At 72.3% G+C, this 18,470-nt stretch carries 13 protein-coding genes; all 13 read left to right on the top strand.

The window, feature by feature from the left end; all coding sequences use genetic code 11:
* Positions 1 to 34 precede the first annotated feature (34 nt).
* The 13 genes from AB0Q96_RS04330 to AB0Q96_RS04390 all read left to right on the top strand — a co-directional run bounded on the left by AB0Q96_RS04330 (position 35) and on the right by AB0Q96_RS04390 (position 18,385).
* Positions 35 to 1,534 carry a folylpolyglutamate synthase/dihydrofolate synthase family protein gene (locus AB0Q96_RS04330; RefSeq protein ID WP_365321507.1) on the top strand — a complete coding sequence of 500 codons (1,500 nt, stop codon included), beginning with the start codon at positions 35 to 37 and terminating at the stop codon, positions 1,532 to 1,534.
* 3 nt (positions 1,535 to 1,537) lie between these two features.
* Positions 1,538 to 1,894 (top strand): DUF4233 domain-containing protein, encoded by a 357-nt coding sequence (locus AB0Q96_RS04335; protein ID WP_365321509.1) that lies wholly within the window; start codon positions 1,538 to 1,540, stop codon positions 1,892 to 1,894.
* Positions 1,895 to 1,958: 64 nt separating this feature from the next.
* Positions 1,959 to 2,372 (top strand): nucleoside-diphosphate kinase, encoded by a 414-nt coding sequence (ndk, locus tag AB0Q96_RS04340; protein ID WP_365321510.1) that lies wholly within the window; start codon positions 1,959 to 1,961, stop codon positions 2,370 to 2,372.
* Between the two features lie 292 nt (positions 2,373 to 2,664).
* The gene (locus tag AB0Q96_RS04345; protein ID WP_329420584.1) at positions 2,665 to 3,684 is read left to right on the top strand and encodes a rod shape-determining protein; all 1,020 of its coding nucleotides are present in this window, start codon (positions 2,665 to 2,667) and stop codon (positions 3,682 to 3,684) included.
* A 120-nt stretch (positions 3,685 to 3,804) separates the two neighbouring features.
* Positions 3,805 to 4,857 (top strand): rod shape-determining protein MreC, encoded by a 1,053-nt coding sequence (mreC, locus tag AB0Q96_RS04350; RefSeq protein WP_365321512.1) that lies wholly within the window; start codon positions 3,805 to 3,807, stop codon positions 4,855 to 4,857.
* Positions 4,854 to 5,522: a rod shape-determining protein MreD gene (mreD, locus tag AB0Q96_RS04355; protein ID WP_365321514.1), complete on the top strand. Its 669-nt coding sequence runs from the start codon at positions 4,854 to 4,856 to the stop codon at positions 5,520 to 5,522. The genes mreC and mreD overlap by 4 nt, the downstream gene beginning before the upstream one ends.
* A 19-nt stretch (positions 5,523 to 5,541) precedes the next feature.
* The gene (mrdA, locus tag AB0Q96_RS04360) at positions 5,542 to 7,800 is read left to right on the top strand and encodes a penicillin-binding protein 2 (protein WP_365321516.1); all 2,259 of its coding nucleotides are present in this window, start codon (positions 5,542 to 5,544) and stop codon (positions 7,798 to 7,800) included.
* A gap of 4 nt (positions 7,801 to 7,804) precedes the next feature.
* Positions 7,805 to 9,004, top strand: a complete 1,200-nt coding sequence (gene rodA, locus AB0Q96_RS04365) for a rod shape-determining protein RodA (RefSeq protein WP_365321518.1) — start codon at positions 7,805 to 7,807, stop codon at positions 9,002 to 9,004.
* A gap of 42 nt (positions 9,005 to 9,046) precedes the next feature.
* Complete coding sequence (locus AB0Q96_RS04370) at positions 9,047 to 10,567, top strand: CYTH and CHAD domain-containing protein (protein ID WP_365321520.1); 1,521 nt, start codon at positions 9,047 to 9,049, stop codon at positions 10,565 to 10,567.
* Positions 10,568 to 10,618: 51 nt separating this feature from the next.
* Positions 10,619 to 12,550, top strand: a complete 1,932-nt coding sequence (locus AB0Q96_RS04375) for a TIGR03960 family B12-binding radical SAM protein (RefSeq protein WP_365321522.1) — start codon at positions 10,619 to 10,621, stop codon at positions 12,548 to 12,550.
* An 84-nt stretch (positions 12,551 to 12,634) separates the two neighbouring features.
* Entirely contained in the window at positions 12,635 to 13,291 is a 657-nt protein-coding gene (locus tag AB0Q96_RS04380) for a hypothetical protein (RefSeq protein ID WP_365321524.1), read from the top strand.
* Positions 13,292 to 13,521: 230 nt separating this feature from the next.
* Entirely contained in the window at positions 13,522 to 14,313 is a 792-nt protein-coding gene (locus AB0Q96_RS04385; RefSeq protein ID WP_365321526.1) for a TIGR03936 family radical SAM-associated protein, read from the top strand.
* Between the two features lie 235 nt (positions 14,314 to 14,548).
* On the top strand, positions 14,549 to 18,385 hold the full coding sequence (locus AB0Q96_RS04390) for an Rne/Rng family ribonuclease (RefSeq protein WP_365321527.1): 3,837 nt from the start codon (positions 14,549 to 14,551) through the stop codon (positions 18,383 to 18,385).
* The last annotated feature ends 85 nt before the right edge of the window (positions 18,386 to 18,470 follow it).

Consider the following 18,470-nt stretch of genomic DNA (forward strand, 5'->3'; position numbering starts at 1 on the left):
CGTCCTGTCGGCCCCCCTCCGTAGACTGAGGGGCGTGAGTGAGCCGAGCGACCGCAGCGACCAGTTCGACGAGATCGTCGACACCGAATCCGATCGGGATCCCGACCTGGCGGTGATCGAGGCCGGCAGCCGCACCCTGCGCGCGATGGCCGGCCCGCCGCAGGGCGATCCCGTCCCCTCCCGCCCGCTCGACCCCGAGGTCGACAAGGCGTTGCGCGAGGTGGAGACCGAGCTCTCGACCCGCTGGGGCGAGACCAAGCTGGAGCCGTCGGTCACCCGGATCGCGGCCCTGATGGACGTGCTCGGCGACCCGCAGCGCGCCTACCCCTCGATCCACATCACCGGCACCAACGGCAAGACCTCCACCGCCCGCATGATCGAGGCCCTGCTCGGCGCCTTCGACCTGCGCACCGGGCGCTACACCTCGCCGCACGTGCAGAGCATCACCGAGCGGATCAGCCTGGACGGCGCCCCGATCGAGGCCGAGCGCTTCGTCGAGACGTACCAGGACATCAAGCCGTACGTGGAGCTGGTCGACGCCCGCGAGGAGTACCGGCTCTCCTTCTTCGAGGTCCTCACCGGAATGGCGTACGCGGCCTTCGCCGACGCCCCGGTCGACGTGGCCGTCGTCGAGGTCGGCATGGGCGGCACCTGGGACGCCACCAACGTGATCGACGGCTCCGTCGCCGTCGTCACCCCCATCGACCTGGACCACACCGACCGGCTGGGCGACACCACGGGCGCGATCGCCGGCGAGAAGTCCGGGATCATCAAGCAGGACGCCACGGTCATCCTGGCCCAGCAGCCGGTCGACGCGGCCCAGGTGCTCCTGAAGAAGGCCGTCGAGGTCGACGCGACCGTGGCGCGCGAGGGCATGGAGTTCGGCATCGCCTCCCGCGAGGTGGCGGTCGGCGGCCAGCTGCTGACCCTGCGCGGCCTGGGCGGCGAGTACGACGAGGTCTTCCTGCCGCTGTACGGCGCGCACCAGGCGCACAACGCGGCCGTGGCGCTCGCCGCGGTCGAGGCGTTCTTCGGCATCGGCTCGGAGCACGCCCGCACCCTGGACCTCGACACGGTCCGCCGGGCCTTCGCCCAGGTCGCCTCGCCGGGCCGCCTGGAGGTCGTGCGCTCCTCGCCGACGGTCATCCTGGACGCCGCGCACAACCCGCACGGCGCGCGGGCCACCGCCGACGGCATCACGGAGTCCTTCGGCTTCTCCCGGCTGATCGGCGTCGTCTCCACCAGCGGGGACAAGGACGCCCGCGGTCTCCTGGAGGCGTTCGAGCCGATCTTCGCCGAGATCGTGGTCACGGCGAACTCCAACCCCCGGGCCACCGACGTCGACGAGCTGGCCGCCGTCGCGGTCGAGGTCTTCGGCGAGGACCGGGTGGTCGTCGAGCCGCGGCTGGACGACGCCCTGGAGGCGGCGATCACCCTCGCCGAGGAGCACGACGAGTACGCGGGCGCGGGCGTCCTCGTGACCGGTTCGATCTTCACGGTCGGCGACGCCCGACTGCTGCTGAAGCGGGGCTGACCGATGCGCGTGCTCTGTTCCTCGACGCTGATCGGCGAGTTCTTCGTGATCGGGTTCGCCGGTCTGGTCGCCATGAAGGACGACTCCCTGGAGATGTCCACGGTCTGGACGGTCTGCGGGATCGCGATGGTCCTCTCGGTGCTGCTGTGCGGCATGGTCACCCGTCCGGGCGGCGTGCAGCTGGGCTGGGTCCTCCAGCTGGGCCTGGTCGCCGCGGGTTTCTTCGTGCCGGTCATGTTCTTCCTCGGCGCGGTCTTCGCCGTGCTGTGGTGGGCGTCGGTGCACTACGGCCGGAAGATCGACGAGATCAAGGCGGGCTGGGCCGCCCGCGAAGGCTCCGCAGGGCCTGACGCTGCGTGACGGCGGCCAGTGCGGGCCCTGTAATCTCAAGGCCCGCACACCGTTTTTCCGAAGGAGTTCCCCCGTGAGCCAGCGCACGCTCGTCCTGCTGAAGCCCGACGCCGTCCGCCGTGGCCTGGTCGGCGAGATCATCGGCCGCATCGAGCGGAAGGCCGGCTGGACCCTCGCGGCCCTGGAGATGCGCGAGCTGGACCAGGACACGCTGGAGCTGCACTACGGCGAGCACAAGGGCAAGCCCTTCTACGAGCCGCTGATGGGCTTCATGTCCTCCGGCCCGGTCGTCGCGCTGGTCGTCGAGGGCGAGCGGGTCATCGAGGGCGTGCGCACCCTGGCCGGCCCGACCGACCCGATCGCCGCCGCCCCCGGCTCCATCCGCGGCGACTTCGGCACCATCGTGCGCGAGAACCTGATCCACGCCTCGGACTCCGAGGAGTCCGCCGACCGCGAGCTGAAGATCTTCTTCCCGGGTCTCGTCTGACCTGCGGCTGAGCATGCGTCAGCCGATCAGCGCCACACCCTGGGGCGACCGAAGGAATTTCGGTCGCCCCCAGGCATATGAACGCCGATCCCGGGAACGGATCGCCGCGTCCTACCGTCACCTATACAGAGGTGGGCAGAGGCGGTCCGCCGCGCGGTATCCGGGCGGGCGGCACTACGATGGAAAACTCCACGCCGTACCCTCCTCCGTCACCACCTCGCCGACCTGAGAAGCCGTCAACGCTCCGCTAGGGAAGGCCCGACGCATCCTCATGGGAAACAAGGGGAACTCAATGTCGTTCATCGGCCGTGACATGGCTGTCGACCTCGGGACCGCCAACACGCTGGTGTACGTCAGGGGTCGCGGCATCGTTCTGAACGAGCCGTCCGTCGTCGCGATCAACACCAACACCGGCGGCATCCTCGCGGTGGGCGCCGAGGCGAAGAAGATGATCGGCCGGACGCCCGGCAACATCGTCGCCGTGCGCCCGCTGAAGGACGGCGTGATCGCCGACTTCGAGATCACGGAGCGGATGCTCCGCTACTTCATCCTCAAGATCCACAAGCGCCGCTACCTGGCCCGCCCCCGCGTCGTCGTCTGCGTGCCCTCCGGCATCACCGGAGTCGAGCGCCGCGCCGTCATCGAGGCCTCCACCCAGGCCGGCGCCCGCCAGGTGCACATCATCGAGGAGCCCATGGCCGCCGCCATCGGAGCGGGCCTCCCGGTCCACGAGGCCACCGGCAACATGGTCGTCGACATCGGCGGCGGCACCACCGAGGTCGCCGTCATCTCCCTCGGCGGAATCGTCACGGCACAGTCCATCAGGGTGGCCGGCGACGAGCTCGACAACGCGATCATCCAGCACATCAAGAAGGAGTACTCGCTCCTCCTCGGTGAGCGCACCGCCGAGCAGATCAAGATCACCATCGGCTCCGCCTACGACCTCGACCAGGACGAGCACACCGAGATCCGCGGCCGTGACCTCGTCTCGGGCCTCCCCAAGACCGTGGTCATCTCCGCCGCCGAGGTCCGCAAGGCCATCGAGGAGCCGGTCAACGCGATCGTCGACGCCGTGAAGACCACGCTCGACAAGTGCCCGCCGGAGCTCTCCGGTGACGTCATGGACCGCGGCATCGTTCTCACCGGAGGCGGCGCCCTGCTGCGCGGCCTCGACGAGCGGCTGCGCCGCGAGACCGGCATGCCGATCCACATCGCCGAGGACCCGCTGGACTCGGTGGCGCTCGGCTCCGGCAAGTGCGTCGAGGAGTTCGAGGCCCTCCAGCAGGTCCTGGACGCCCAGCCGCGCCGCTGACCCGGCACCGTACGACGTGCCCGTGAGGGCCCGTCACCGACAACTCCATCCACCCCCGGGCCCCCGGGCCCGGGGCGCGTCACCCCCCGTAACCATCGAGGAAGGGCACGGCCGCCGCACGTGAGGGACACACGAGAGAGCCGGCTGCTCCTGGTGCTGCTGATCGCCATCGCGTTCGCATTGATCACGGTGGACATCAGAGGAGGCGAGGAGTCGCCGGTCGACGGTGCCCGGCAGGCCGCGGCCGCGGTCTTCGGTCCCGTCGAGAACGGCGTCGCCTCGGCGGTCGACCCGATCGGCAACGCCATAGGAGCGGTCCGCGACTCCGGGGAGCGGCACAACAGGATCGCCGCCCTGGAGCAGGAGAACGCCGCCCTCAAGGCCAAGCTGGGCAGCGACGACCGCAACCGCAACCGGCTGCGCGAGCTCGACGCCATGCTGAAGACCGCCGGCGCCGGCCAGTACGGCATCAAGGGCGCCGAGGTCATCGCCATAGGAGCGGCCCAGGGCTTCTCCTGGACCGTCACCCTCGACGTCGGCGCCCGCGACGGCATCCGCCGCGACATGACCGTCCTCAACGGCTCCGGTCTCGTCGGCCGCGTCACCACCGTCGGCCCCTCCACCTCCACGGTGCTGCTGGCCAACGACCCCGACTTCACCGTCGGCACCCGCATGGAGAAGTCCGACGAACTCGGCTTCGCCACCGGCCAGGGCGACCGCCCGCTCCTCGTCCAGCTGCTCAACGGCAAGGCCAAGGTCAAGCAGGGCGACCGGCTCGTCACCTTCGGCTCCCAGGCCGACAAGCCCTTCGTGCCCGGCGTGCCCGTCGGCGAGGTCGTCCGCGTCGACCCGGCGGGCGGCGGCCTCACCCGCAACGTCTACGTCCGCCCGTACGTCGGCTTCACCAAGCTGGACATCGTCGGCGTCGTCGTCCAGGCCCCGCGCAGCGACCCGCGCGACATGGTCCTGCCGCAGAAGCCCAAGCCCGCCCCGACCGTCACCGTCACGGTCACCCCGCCGCCACCGGACGGACAGCAGGCCGGCCGGCAGCAGGGCGACGCCCAGCAGAACCCCGCCGACCAGCAGAAGCCCGACGGGCAGGCCGCCGGCCGGCCGACCGGGACCGCCGATCCGAACCAGCAGCCGCAGGACCAGGGGGACGCCACGCCGTGAAGCTCAACCGGATCCTCCTCTCGGCCGCGCTCGTCGTCGTCGCGCTCGTCGTCCAGGTCTCCGTCCTCGCCCGGCTCCAGCTCCCCGGCGCCGTCCCGGACCTCGTCCTGCTCACCGTCGTCGCCCTCGCCCTCGCGTACGGGCACGTCACCGGCGCCCTCGTCGGCTTCACCGCCGGCCTGCTCGCCGACCTCGCCCCGCCCGCCGACCACGCCGCCGGACGCTACGCCCTCGTGCTCTGCGTCGTCGGCTACCTCTGCGGCCTCGCCCGCCCCGAGAACGGGCGCCTGAAGTCCGCCACCGGACCGATGGCCGTGGTCGTCGTCGCCGCCGTCGGCTCCACGCTGCTGTACGCCGGCGTCGGCGCCCTCGTCGGCGACACCGCCGCCCGCCATGTGGGCCTCGGCTTCCTGCTGTTCACCGCGGCCCTCTACGACCTGCTCCTCGCGCCCTTCACCGTGCCGCTGATCATGGCGCTGGCCCGGCGCGCCGAGAACGACCCGCTCGCCGACGCCACCGGCGCCAACGGAGCCGACGTCTCCTCCGGCTGGCTCTCCTCCGGCACCGGCCTGCGGATCGGCAACCAGCGCGGCGGCCTGCGCGTCAAGGCCGCCCGGACCCGCGCCTCACGCGCCGGACGCATCAAGGGAGTCAAGCGACTGTGACCCAGGGGGCAGCGGCAGCATGAGCAACATCCCCGAGACCGGGCGGACCCCCCGGGTCCAGATCCGGCTCGTCGTCATCCAGGTCCTCGTCTTCTCCCTGCTCTTCACCCTCGGCGGACGCCTCTGGTACCTCCAGATCCGCAACGGCAAGGAGTACACGGACGAGGCGAAGAACAACCACGTCCAGCAGGTCGTCCAGCCCGCCGTCCGCGGCTCCATCCTCGACGCCCGGGGCGTCCCGCTCGCCGACAACGAGACCCGCCTCGTGGTCTCCGCCTCGCGCACCGAGCTGATGAAGATGAAGGACGACGGCAAGGCCGTCCTCACCCGGCTGGCCGGCGTCCTCGGCATGAAGTCCGACGAGGTCGTCAACAAGATCCGGCTCTGCGACTCCAAGACCCCCAAGCCCTGCTGGAACGGCTCGCCCTACCAGCCGATCCCCGTCACCGACGAGGCCACCACCCAGCAGGCCCTCCAGATCCGCGAGCGCGCCGAGGACTTCCCCGGCATCACCGCCGAACCCGCCGCCGTCCGCCGCTACCCGGCCCCCGGCAAGTCCCGCACCTCCCAGGTCCTCGGCTACCTCTCGCCCGTCACCGACGGCGAGATCGAGAAGGCCAAGGACGGCGACTCCCCGTACCTGCGCTCCGACCAGGTCGGCCGCTCCGGCCTGGAGCGCACCTACGACAAGGCGCTGCGCGGCAAGGCCGGCGTCACCCGCTACGAGGTCGACAACCTCGGCCGGGTCATCGGCCAGGCCAAGAGCGACGCCGCCGTGCCCGGCGCCAACGTGGTCACCTCCATCGACGCCCGCGTCCAGGCGGTCGCCGAGTGGGAGCTGCACAACGCGATGGTCGAGGCCCGCAAGACCTACGACAAGAACACCAGCGAGAACTACAAGGCCGACGCCGGCGCCGTCGTCGTCATGGAGGCGAAGACCGGCCGGATCGTCGCCATGGCCTCGCAGCCCGACTACGACCCCAACGCCTGGGTCGGCGGCATCTCCGCCAAGGACTACGCCGCCCTCACCGGCAAGGACTCCAACTTCCCGCTGCTGAACCGGGCCATCCAGGGCCAGGCCGCCCCCGGCTCCATCTTCAAGGTGGTCTCCAGCACCGCCGCCGTCAACGCCGGATACGACTTCAACGGGCGCTACCCGTGCCCCTCCTCGTACTCCATCGGCAACCAGGTCTTCAAGAACTTCGAGTCCCAGGGCCACGGCTCCATCACCATCGGCCAGGCCCTGGAGGTGTCCTGCGACACCGTCTACTACGCCCTCGCCCACCAGCAGTGGCAGCGGGACGGCGGGATGAAGCCGAAGAAGAACCCGGGGGACTGGTTCTACAAGACCGCCCACCAGTTCGGCCTCGGCGCCGAGACCGGCATCGACCTCCCCAACGAGGTCACCGGCCGCGTCCCCGACCGCCAGTGGAAGCAGAGCTTCTGGGAGGCCAACAAGGACTGGTGGTGCAAGAACGGCAAGAAGGGCGGCAGCTACGTCCAGCAGCTCTCCTACGAGAACTGCCTCGAAGGCAACCTGATGCGCGCCGGTGACTCGGTCAACTACTCCATCGGCCAGGGCGACACGCTCGTCACCCCCATCCAGATGGCCACCATCTACGCCGCCATCTCCAACGGCGGCACGCTGTGGAACCCCAGCGTCGGCAAGGCCGTCATCAGCGCCGACGGCAAGAAGGTCAGCGAGATCGCGCCCAAGTCGCACGGCCGGCTGCCGTTCGACGCGGACACCCGCGACTTGATAGACGAAGCCCTCGCGGGAGTCGCCACCCGCGGCACCGCCGCCTGGCGTTTCGGCGGCTGGCCGCAGGACAAGATCCCGATGCACGCCAAGACGGGCACCGCGGAGGTCTACGGCAAGCAGACGACCTCCTGGTTCGCCACGTACACCAAGGACTACGCGATCGTCATGACGATCGCCCAGGGCGGCACCGGCTCCGGCGCCTCCGGCCCCGCCGTGCGCAACATCTACGACGCGCTCTACGGACTCGACGACGCCGGGAAGCAGGACCTCAAGCGGGCCCTGCTGCCGCAGCCGCAGAAGGCCCTGCCGAGGATCGAGACCGACGGCTCCATCGACGCCCCGCCCATCAAGCCGTACGACCCCGACGCCGGGAAGATCAACCCCGACGACCCGCTGAAGCAGGTCGCCGACCAGCCCGGCGGCACCCCGCCGGCCGACCCCGCCGACCCCGCCGTGCCCGCGAAGAAACCGGACGATCCCCTCGCCGGACCGCCCGCCACCCGAGGGAGGCTCTGAACCGATGACCACACCCCACGGCTTCTCCGTCTCCCGCTACGCGCCCGAACGCGGCACGCTGTCCCGGCTGACCGCCCGCGACTCGGTGCTGCGCCGGCTCGACTGGCCGATCCTGCTCTCCGCGCTCGGCCTGTCCCTGATGGGCGCGCTGCTCGTCTGGTCCGCCACCCGCGGGCGCACCTCGCTGAACAACGGCGACCCGTACTACTTCCTGTTCCGGCACGTCCTGAACACCGGGATCGGCCTCGCCCTGATGGTCGGCACGATCTGGCTCGGCCACCGCACCCTGCGCGGGGCCGTGCCGGTCCTCTACGGCCTGTCCGTCCTGCTGATCCTCGCCGTCCTCACCCCGCTCGGCGCGACCATCAACGGCGCGCACGCGTGGATCGTCGTCGGCGGCGGCTTCTCGCTCCAGCCCAGCGAGTTCGTGAAGATCACGATCATCCTGGTGATGGCGATGCTGCTCGCCGCGAAGGTCGACGCGGGCGACCAGCTCCACCCCGACCACGGCACCGTCGCCAAGGCACTGGCGCTCGCCGCGCTCCCCATGGGCATCGTCATGCTGATGCCCGACCTCGGCTCCGTCATGGTCATGGCCGTCATCGTGCTCGGCGTGCTGCTCGCCTCCGGCGCCTCCAACCGCTGGGTCCTCGGCCTCATCGGCGCGGGCGTCCTCGGCGCGGTCCTCGTCACCGCGCTCGGCATGCTCGACGAGTACCAGATCAACCGCTTCGCCGCCTTCGCCAACCCCGACCTCGACCCGTCCGGCGTCGGCTACAACACCAACCAGGCCCGGATCGCCATCGGCTCCGGCGGACTGCTCGGAGCGGGCCTCTTCAAGGGCTCCCAGACCACCGGCCAGTTCGTGCCCGAACAGCAGACCGACTTCGTCTTCACCGTCGCCGGCGAGGAACTCGGCTTCGTCGGCGCCGGACTGATCCTCGTCCTGCTCGGCGTCATCCTGTGGCGGGCCTGCCGGATCGCCCGCGAGACCACCGAGCTGTACGGCACGATCGTCGCCGCCGGCATCATCGCCTGGTTCGCCTTCCAGGCCTTCGAGAACATCGGCATGACCCTCGGCATCATGCCGGTGGCCGGACTGCCGCTGCCCTTCGTCTCGTACGGCGGCTCGTCGATGTTCGCGGTGTGGGTGGCGATCGGACTGCTCCAGTCGATCCGGGTCCAGCCGAAGATAACGGCCTGAGCCGAACCGCCCCCGCGTCCGTTCCGCGGCTAGATTCGAGGTATGGCGGAGACGAAACGCGAGATCGAGCGTAAGTACGAGGCCACGGAACGGACGGCGGTCCCCGACCTCACCGGCACCGGGGGAGTCGCCGCCGTCCGGGACGAGGGCGTCACCGAGCTGGACGCCGTCTACTACGACACCCCGGACCTGCGGCTGGCCGCCGACGCCCTCACCCTGCGCCGCCGCACCGGCGGCGCCGACGAGGGCTGGCACCTCAAGTTCCCCGTCGCCGCCGGCGTCCGCGACGAGATCGGAGCCCCGCTCACGGAGACCCTTCCGGACTCCCTGGCGGGGCTTCTGCGTTCCCGTACCCGGCACACCCGGGTCGTGCCCGTCGTCCGCCTGCGCTCCTCCCGCGACGTGCGCGTGCTGCTCGACGCCGACGGCCGTCCGCTCGCCGAACTCTCCGTCGACACCGTCCGGGCCGACCGCCTCACCGGAACGGGCGAGACGGCCGCCTGGACCGAGATCGAGGTCGAACTCGCCGACGGCGCCGACGAGACCCTCCTCGACGCCGTCGGCAAACGCCTCGGGAAGGCGGGCATCCGCCCCTCGGCCGCACCGTCGAAGCTGGCCAGGGCACTGGCGGAGACCGGCCCGCCCGCACCCCGGCGCGCGGACGGCACCGGAGCCCCCGGCAGCGCCGGGCACGCCGTCCTCGCCTACGTACGGGAGCAGGCCGACGCCGTCGTCGCCCTCGACCCCGCCGTCCGGCGCGAGCTGCCCGACGCGGTGCACCGGATGCGGGTCGCCTGCCGCCGGCTGCGCAGCACCTTCGCGACGTACCGCACGGTGCTCGACCGCGACGTCACCGACCGCCTCGGCGAGGAGCTGAAGTGGCTCGCCGGCGCCCTCGGCACCGCCCGGGACGAGGAGGTGCTGACCGCCCGCCTGACCGCCCGGCTCGACGAGCTGCCCAGCGCCCTCCGCCTCGGCCGGGTCCGCGCCCGGCTGCGCGCCCGCGCGGTGCGGCGCGCCGAGGACGCCCGGCGCACGGTCCTCGCCGCCCTGGACTCCCCGCGCCACCTCGCGCTCCTGGACGCCCTCGACGCGCTCCTCGCCGACCCGCCGCTGCGCGCCGCCGCCGCCCACGACGCCCCCGAGGTCCTCGCCCGCGCCGTCCGCAAGGACTTCGACCGGCTCGCCGGCCGGGTCGAGCACGCCCTCGCGCTCGACCCCGGCGTGCGGCGCGACCTCGCCCTGCACGCCGCCCGCAAGGCCGCCAAACGCACCCGCTACGCCGCCGAGGCCGCCGCCCCCGTCCTCGGGAAGCCCGCGAAGCGCCTGGCCAAGCGCGTGAAGGCCGTCCAGTCCGTCCTCGGCGAGCACCAGGACAGCGTCGTCGCCCGCGCCGCGCTGCGCGAGATCGCCGTCCAGGCCCACACGGCCGGCGAGACCGCTTTCACCTGGGGACTCCTGTACGGACGGGAGGAGGCGGACGCCGCCGCGCGGGAGCGTGAGCTGCCCGGAGTGTGGGAGCGGGCCGCCGCACCCGCGGTCCGGGCGGCCCTGGGCCGCTGAGCACCGGGGTACGCTTGTGAGTCGCCCCCTGCCAGCTCACGAAGGTTCGAGATGTCTGCTGCCGAGTCTGTCTTCCCGCAGCTCGAAGCTCTGCTCCCGCACGTGCAGAAGCCGATTCAGTACGTCGGTGGAGAGCTGAACTCCACGGTCAAGACCTGGGACGAGTGTGACGTCCGCTGGGCTCTGATGTACCCGGACGCGTACGAGGTCGGTCTGCCCAACCAGGGCGTCATGATCCTCTACGAGGTACTGAACGAGCGGGAGGGCGTCCTCGCCGAGCGCACCTACAGCGTGTGGCCGGACCTCGAAGAGCTGATGCGCGAGCACAAGGTGCCGCAGTTCACCGTGGACAGCCACCGCCCCGTCGGCGCCTTCGACGTGTTCGGCCTGAGCTTCTCCACGGAGCTCGGCTACACCAACATGCTCACCGCCCTCGACCTGGCCGGCATCCCGCTGGAGTCGAAGGACCGGACGGTCGACCACCCGATCGTGCTCGCCGGCGGCCACGCGGCCTTCAACCCCGAGCCGATCGCGGACTTCATCGACGCGGCGATCATCGGCGACGGCGAGCAGGCCGTGCTCGACATGACCGAGATCATCCGCCAGTGGAAGGCCGAGGGCCGTCCCGGCGGACGCGAGGAGGTCCTGTTCCGCCTCGCGAAGACCGGCTCGGTGTACATCCCGGCGTTCTACGACGTCGAGTACCTGCCGGACGGGCGCATCGGCCGGGTCGTCCCCAACAAGTCCGGTGTGCCGTGGCGCGTCTCCAAGCACACCGTCATGGACCTCGACGAGTGGCCCTACCCCAAGCAGCCGCTCGTCCCGCTCGCGGAGACCGTCCACGAGCGCATGTCCGTCGAGATCTTCCGCGGCTGCACCCGCGGCTGCCGCTTCTGCCAGGCCGGCATGATCACGCGCCCCGTGCGGGAGCGAAGCATCACCGGCATCGGCGAGATGGTGGACCGCGGTCTGAAGGCGACCGGCTTCGAGGAGGTCGGCCTGCTCTCGCTGTCCTCCGCGGACCACACGGAGATCGGTGAGATCGCCAAGGGCCTCGCCGACCGCTACACCGAGGACAAGATCGGCCTCTCGCTGCCGTCGACCCGCGTGGACGCGTTCAACGTCGACCTCGCCAACGAGCTGACCCGCAACGGGCGCCGCTCCGGCCTCACCTTCGCCCCCGAGGGCGGCTCCGAGCGCATGCGCAAGGTCATCAACAAGATGGTCTCGGAGGAGGACCTGATCCGGACCGTCTCCACCGCGTACGGCAACGGCTGGCGCCAGGTGAAGCTGTACTTCATGTGCGGCCTGCCGACGGAGACCGACGAGGACGTCCTGCAGATCGCCGACATGGCGATCAACGTGATCGCCGAGGGCCGCAAGGTCTCCGGCCAGAACGACATCCGCTGCACCGTCTCCATCGGCGGCTTCGTGCCCAAGCCGCACACCCCCTTCCAGTGGGCCCCGCAGCTCTCCGCCGAGGAGACCGACGCGCGCCTGCTGAAGCTGCGCGACAAGATCCGCGGCGACAAGAAGTACGGCCGCTCGATCGGCTTCCGCTACCACGACGGCAAGCCCGGCATCGTCGAGGGCCTGCTCTCCCGCGGCGACCGCCGCATCGGCTCCGTCATCCGCGCGGTGTACGAGGACGGCGGCCGCTTCGACGGCTGGCGCGAGCACTTCTCGTACGACCGCTGGATGGCCTGCGCCGACAAGACCCTGCCCGACTTCGGGGTCGACGTCGCCTGGTACACCACCCGCGAGCGCACCTACGAGGAGGTCCTGCCCTGGGACCACCTCGACTCCGGTCTCGACAAGGACTGGCTCTGGGAGGACTGGCAGGACTCGCTCGACGAGACCGAGGTCGAGGACTGCCGCTGGACCCCGTGCTTCGACTGCGGCGTCTGCCCGCAGATGGACACGCACATCCAGATCGGCCCGACCGGCAAGACGATGCTGCCGCTGACGGTCGTGAACAAGTAGCACCCGCACGGCGAGCGCCATAACGCTCTGGTGACGGCCCGGCGAAGGGGAAACCCTCCGCCGGGCCGTCGCGTCGTTCCGGTCATGAACACGGAAAACCCGGGCTGTCTCACGGCGGTGGCGCGAGGCATCGCCCTCGTGGTCGTCGTCCCCCTCCGGCTGCTCTGGGACGCCGTCGCCTTCTGCCTGCGACACCTGTGGCGCCGGGTCCTCGCCCCGGTCGGCCGCGCCCTCGGACGGCTGATCGACGTGCTGATCCTCACCCCGCTGGCCTGGCTGTGGCGCCGGGTCGTCGTCCCGGTCGCCAAGGCCCTGTGGTGGCTGGTCGACACCCTGCTCCTGACCCCGCTGGGCTGGCTGTGGCGCCAGGTCGTCGTCCCCGTCGCCCGCGCCCTGTGGTGGCTGGTCGACCTGCTGCTCGTCACCCCGTCGGGCTGGCTCTGGAGGTACGTGCTCGCGCCCGTCGGCCGGGTGCTGGGCGCCGCCCTCCGGGTGGTGGGCAGCGTCCTCGCCTGGGCCTGGGGGATCGCCGGCGAGGTCTCCCGGGCCGTCGGCCGCGCCCTCTCCTGGGTCCTGTGGCACGCGGTCGGCCGCCCCCTCGCCTGGACCTACCGCGTCGTCCTGACCCCCGTCGGCCACTGGCTGCGCACCTACGCGCTGCACCCGGCCGCCGAGGTCGCGCGGGCCGTCCGCACCGCCACCCGCGAGGTGTGGCGGGCCCTGTTCGGCGGGCCCGTCTGACCGTCCCGGGGAACCACAGGTGGTCTTGGCGCGTACTCTGGGTAGTGCAACGAACGTCCCCGGCGCGGCGCCCGCACCCGAGATCTCCCCGTCCCCACGGGGGTGAGCCGGGCGGGCCCCCCAGGACACCCACCGCATTTCGTGGGCGGCGCCACACCGCGCCCGCCCCGCACCGAGGAGAAGAACCACTGGGCAAGCGACAGCCCGAAGGCCCGCCGCCCGCACCCGCGGTGCAGCGCATCCGACTGCGCTACACCAAGCGCGGCCGCCTCCGGTTCACCAGCCACCGTGACTTCCAGCGCGCCTTCGAGCGGGCCCTGCGCCGTGCCGAGGTGCCGATGGCGTACTCGGCTGGCTTCACCCCGCACCCCAAGGTGTCGTACGCCAACGCCGCCCCCACGGGCACGGGCTCCGAGGCCGAGTACCTGGAGATCGCCCTCGCCGAGACGCGCGACCCGCAGACGCTCCGCCGCCTGCTCGACGAGTCGCTGCCGGACGGTCTCGACATCACCGACGCCGTCGAGGCCCGCACCTCCGGCCTCGCCGACCGCCTGACCGCCTCCGTGTGGGAGCTGCGGCTGGACGGCGCCGACCCCGAGGACGTGCGGCAGGCCGTCGAGACGTTTCTCGCGGCCGAGACCGTGGAAGTACAGCGCAAGACCAAGAACGGCATCCGCACCTTCGACACCCGCGCCGCCGTCGTCGAGCTGACCTCGGCCGCAGCCCCGGGCGATCCCCAGGGTGATAGGCCGCTGGACAGCGCCTGTGCGATACTGCGGCTGGTAGTTCGGCACGTGACACCTGCCGTACGACCCGACGACGTCCTGTCCGGTCTCCGAGCTGTGGCCGACCTGGCGCCGCCGGTCCCCGCAGCGGTGACCAGGCTGGCGCAGGGGCTCTTCGACGAGGAGTCCGGCACGGTGACCGACCCGCTCGCGCCCGACCGCGAGGCAGTCACGGCCGCCCCATCCACGGCCGCCGAGACCGCCTCAGCGACGGCGCCGGGTGCGGGCACCGCGTAAGGAGCGGTCGTCGTAGCGCAGCCCTCGTACTCGGGAGCCACCTGGGTCGGGCAGCGCTTTGACCACAAGACTTTCGCCAGGCCGTACGCAGAAGGCGTACGGAACCGGTGAGCCAGACATACAGCTCCCGTGCGGCGCCCGCGCCCCGGACGGCGGCACCGTGCACCTCGCGCGTTCGTGCCGCCGGACCGGAACCAGACGCGGCGCCCGGGGGCGTGACGGGAGAACCGCCCGCATGCTCGAACAGCACGAAGAAAACACCGCCAACACCACAGGTGGCGCCGACAGCGACGCGCCCGGTGACAAGCTGCCGCCGCGCCGACGGCGCCGTGCGGCGTCCCGCCCGGCCGGCCCGCCGGTGACGGCCGGGACCGCCGAGACCACCGAGGCACCCGCCGCCCCGGCCGCCGAGACCCCGGCCGCGCCGGCCGTCGAGGAGGCCGCCCCGGCCCCCCGTACCCGCCGCCGCGCCACCCGCAAGGCCACCGCGCCGGAGCCCGTCGCCGAGGCCGCCCCGGTCGCCGAGGCCGCTCCGGTCGTCGAGACCCCGGCCGCGCCGGCCACGCCGGTCGTCGAGGAGGCCGCTCCGGCCCCCCGCACCCGCCGCCGCGCCACCCGCGCCGCCACGTCCGCCGAGACCCCGGCCGCTCCGGCAGCCGAGGCCGCTCCGGTCGTCGAGACCCCGGCCGCTCCGGCAGCCGAGGCCGCTCCGGCCCCCCGTGCCCGCCGCCGTGCCACCCGCAAGGCCACCGCGCCGGAGCCCGTCGTCGAGGCCGCCCCGGTCGCCGAGGCCGCTCCGGTAGCCGAGACCCCGGCCGCCCCGGTCGTCGAGGAGGCCGCTCCGGCCCCGCGCGCCCGTCGCCGTGCCACCCGTAAGGCCACCGCGCCCGCGGTGACCCCGGACGCCGCCGCGGAGATCGCCGCCGAGACCTCCGGCGAGGCGCTGCCCGAGGACACCGTCGAGGAGATCGCCTCGCACGCCGTCGAGGTCGCCGCCGCCGAGCAGGCCGCCACCCGTGGCCGCACCCGCCGTCGCGCCTCCTCGCCGCAGTTCACCGCCGAGCCCTCCACCGAGGCCGAGGCCCCCCGCAGCCGCCGCGCCGCGCGCCCCGCCGTCGCCGTGTTCCAGCCGCCGGTCTTCACCGAGCCGATGTTCCAGACGCCGGAGACGGCCGCGTACATCGCCGCCACCGAGGCCGTCGAGGAGGAGCCGGAGGAAGAGACCGCCGAGGTCGCCGAGGTCGCCGAGACCGCCGAGGTCGCCGGGGCGCCCCTGACCATCGAGACGGTCGAGGCCGAGCGCGCCGAGACCGGCTCGCGCCGTCGCCGTCGCCGCCGTGGCGAGCCCGTCGCCGTCGAGCCCGTCCCGGCCACCGTCGCCGACGAGCCCGAGGTCGAGTCCACCCCCGAGGCCGAGACCGAGGCCGTCGAGACCGACGAGGACGACTACGAGGACCGCCCGTCCCGCCGTCGCCGCCGGGGCGGCCGTCGCCGTCGCCGTGGCGAGCTCACCGAGACCGAGGAGTCGGACGAGGGCGAGGACGGCGAGGAGACCGACGAGCTCCACGCCGAGGACGAGGCCGACGAGGCCGACGAGGACGCCGCCGCGTCGGGCAGCAGCAGCTCCCGCCGTCGCCGCCGTCGCCGTCGCCGCAGCGGTGACGCGTCCGGCGAGGCCGAGGGCACCGACGAGGACGGCGTCCGCACGGTCGTCAAGGTCCGCGAGCCCCGCCCGGCCCGCGAGAAGGGCGAGCCGTCCGACGAGGTCCAGTCCATCAAGGGCTCGACCCGCCTGGAGGCCAAGAAGCAGCGCCGCCGCGAGGGCCGCGAGCAGGGCCGCCGCCGCGTCCCGATCATCACCGAGGCCGAGTTCCTCGCCCGCCGCGAGGCCGTCGAGCGCGTGATGGTCGTCCGCCAGAACGGCGAGCGCACCCAGATCGGCGTCCTCGAGGACAACGTGCTCGTCGAGCACTACGTCAACAAGGAGCAGGCCACCTCGTACGTCGGCAACGTCTACCTGGGCAAGGTCCAGAACGTGCTGCCGTCGATGGAGGCCGCCTTCGTCGACATCGGCAAGGGCCGCAACGCCGTCCTGTACGCCGGCGAGGTCAACTTCGAGGCGCTCGGCATGGGCAACGGCCCGCGCCGCATCGAGGCCGCCCTCAAGTCCGGCCAGTCGGTCCTGGTGCAGGTCACCAAGGACCCGATCGGCCACAAGGGCGCCCGCCTGACCAGCCAGGTCTCGCTGCCCGGCCGCTACCTGGTGTACGTGCCCGAGGGCTCGATGACCGGTATCAGCCGCAAGCTGCCCGACACCGAGCGCGCCCGTCTGAAGACCATCCTCAAGAAGATCGTCCCCGAGGACGCGGGCGTCATCGTGCGCACCGCCGCCGAGGGCGCGAGCGAGGACGAGCTGCGTCGTGACGTCGAGCGCCTCCAGGCGCAGTGGGCCGACATCCAGAAGAAGGCCGCGCAGATCTCGACGTCCGCGCCGAGCCTGCTCTACGGCGAGCCGGACATGACCGTCCGGGTCGTCCGCGACATCTTCAACGAGGACTTCTCCAAGGTCATCGTCAGCGGCGACGACGCGTGGGAGACCATCCACGGCTACGTGAACCACGTCGCCCCGGACCTGGCCGACCGCCTGTCCCGGTGGACCAGCGAGGTCGACGTCTTCGCGACGTACCGGATCGACGAGCAGCTGATGAAGGCGCTGGACCGCAAGGTCTGGCTGCCCTCCGGCGGCTCGCTGGTGATCGACAAGACCGAGGCGATGATCGTCGTCGACGTCAACACCGGCAAGTTCACCGGCCAGGGCGGCAACCTCGAAGAGACCGTGACGAGGAACAACCTCGAAGCGGCCGAGGAGATCGTGCGCCAGCTGCGGCTGCGCGACCTGGGCGGCATCGTCGTCATCGACTTCATCGACATGGTCCTGGAGTCCAACCGCGACCTGGTGCTGCGCCGCCTCCTGGAGTGCCTGGGCCGTGACCGGACCAAGCACCAGGTGGCCGAGGTCACCTCGCTCGGCCTGGTGCAGATGACCCGCAAGCGGGTCGGCCAGGGCCTCCTGGAGTCCTTCTCGGAGACCTGCGTCCACTGCAACGGGCGCGGTGTCATCGTCCACATGGAGCAGCCGCCCACCCACGGTGGCGGTGGCGGCGGCAAGCGCTCGAAGAAGCGCGGCCGCGGTGGCGAGGGCCACGGACACGAGCACGAGCACGAGACCGAGGTCCACGAGACCCCGGCCGAGACCGAGGCCGAGCTCGCCGCCGAGCTCGCCGCCCCGGTGGCGCTGCCCGAGCCGATCGCCGCGGACGAGGAGCTGTACGGCAGCGCCGCGGAGGCGGAGGCCGCCGCCACGCGCGGCCGTGGCCGTCGCCGGGCGACCCGCCGGGTGTCGGCGCCGTCGGTCGCGACGCCCGTCGTGACCGAGACGGAGACCTTCGAGGTCGTCGTCCCGGAGACGAAGCCCGAGCCGAAGCCCGAGCCGAAGCCCGAGCCCGTCGTCGAGGCCCCCGTGGCCGAGGCCCCGGTCGTCGAGGCCGCCCCGGTCGTCGAGGAGCAGGCCCCCGAGGCGCCCGCGCCCCGGACCCGCCGCCGGGCCACCCGCAAGGTGTCCGCCCCGGTGGTCTCCACCCCGGAGCCGGTCGCCGAGACGGTGGTCGAGCCGGTCGCCGAGCCGGTCGCCGTCGAGGAGGCCCCGGCGCCCGTAGTCGAGCCCGCCCCGGTCGTCGAGGAGGCCCCCGTGGCCGCCCCGCCGAAGGCCCGCCGCCGGGTGGTCCGCAAGGCCACCGCCCCGGCCGGCGCGCCCGCGGGCGCCGAGGAGGCCGCCGTGCTCGTGGTGGCTTCGGCCCCCGCGGCCGAGGCGCCCGCCGAGGCCCCGGCCGACGAGGCCGCTCCGGAGGCCGCTCCTGCGGCCAAGAAGACGGCCCGCAAGACGGCCGCCAAGAAGGCCACCGCCAAGAAGGCCGCCACCAAGAAGACGGCGGCGGTCAAGAAGACGGCGGCGAAGAAGACGACGACCGCAAAGAAGGCCGTGAAGAAGACCGCGGCCCCCGCGCAGGACTGACCCAGTCCCCGACGCAGTCCGTGTGGACCGTCCTCCTCCCGAGGACGGTCCACACGGTTTTGAACCCGATCGGAAACCAGGAACC

The organism is Streptomyces sp. NPDC093111 (genome assembly GCF_040683955.1).
In the GTDB taxonomy this organism is placed as follows: domain Bacteria; phylum Actinomycetota; class Actinomycetes; order Streptomycetales; family Streptomycetaceae; genus Streptomyces.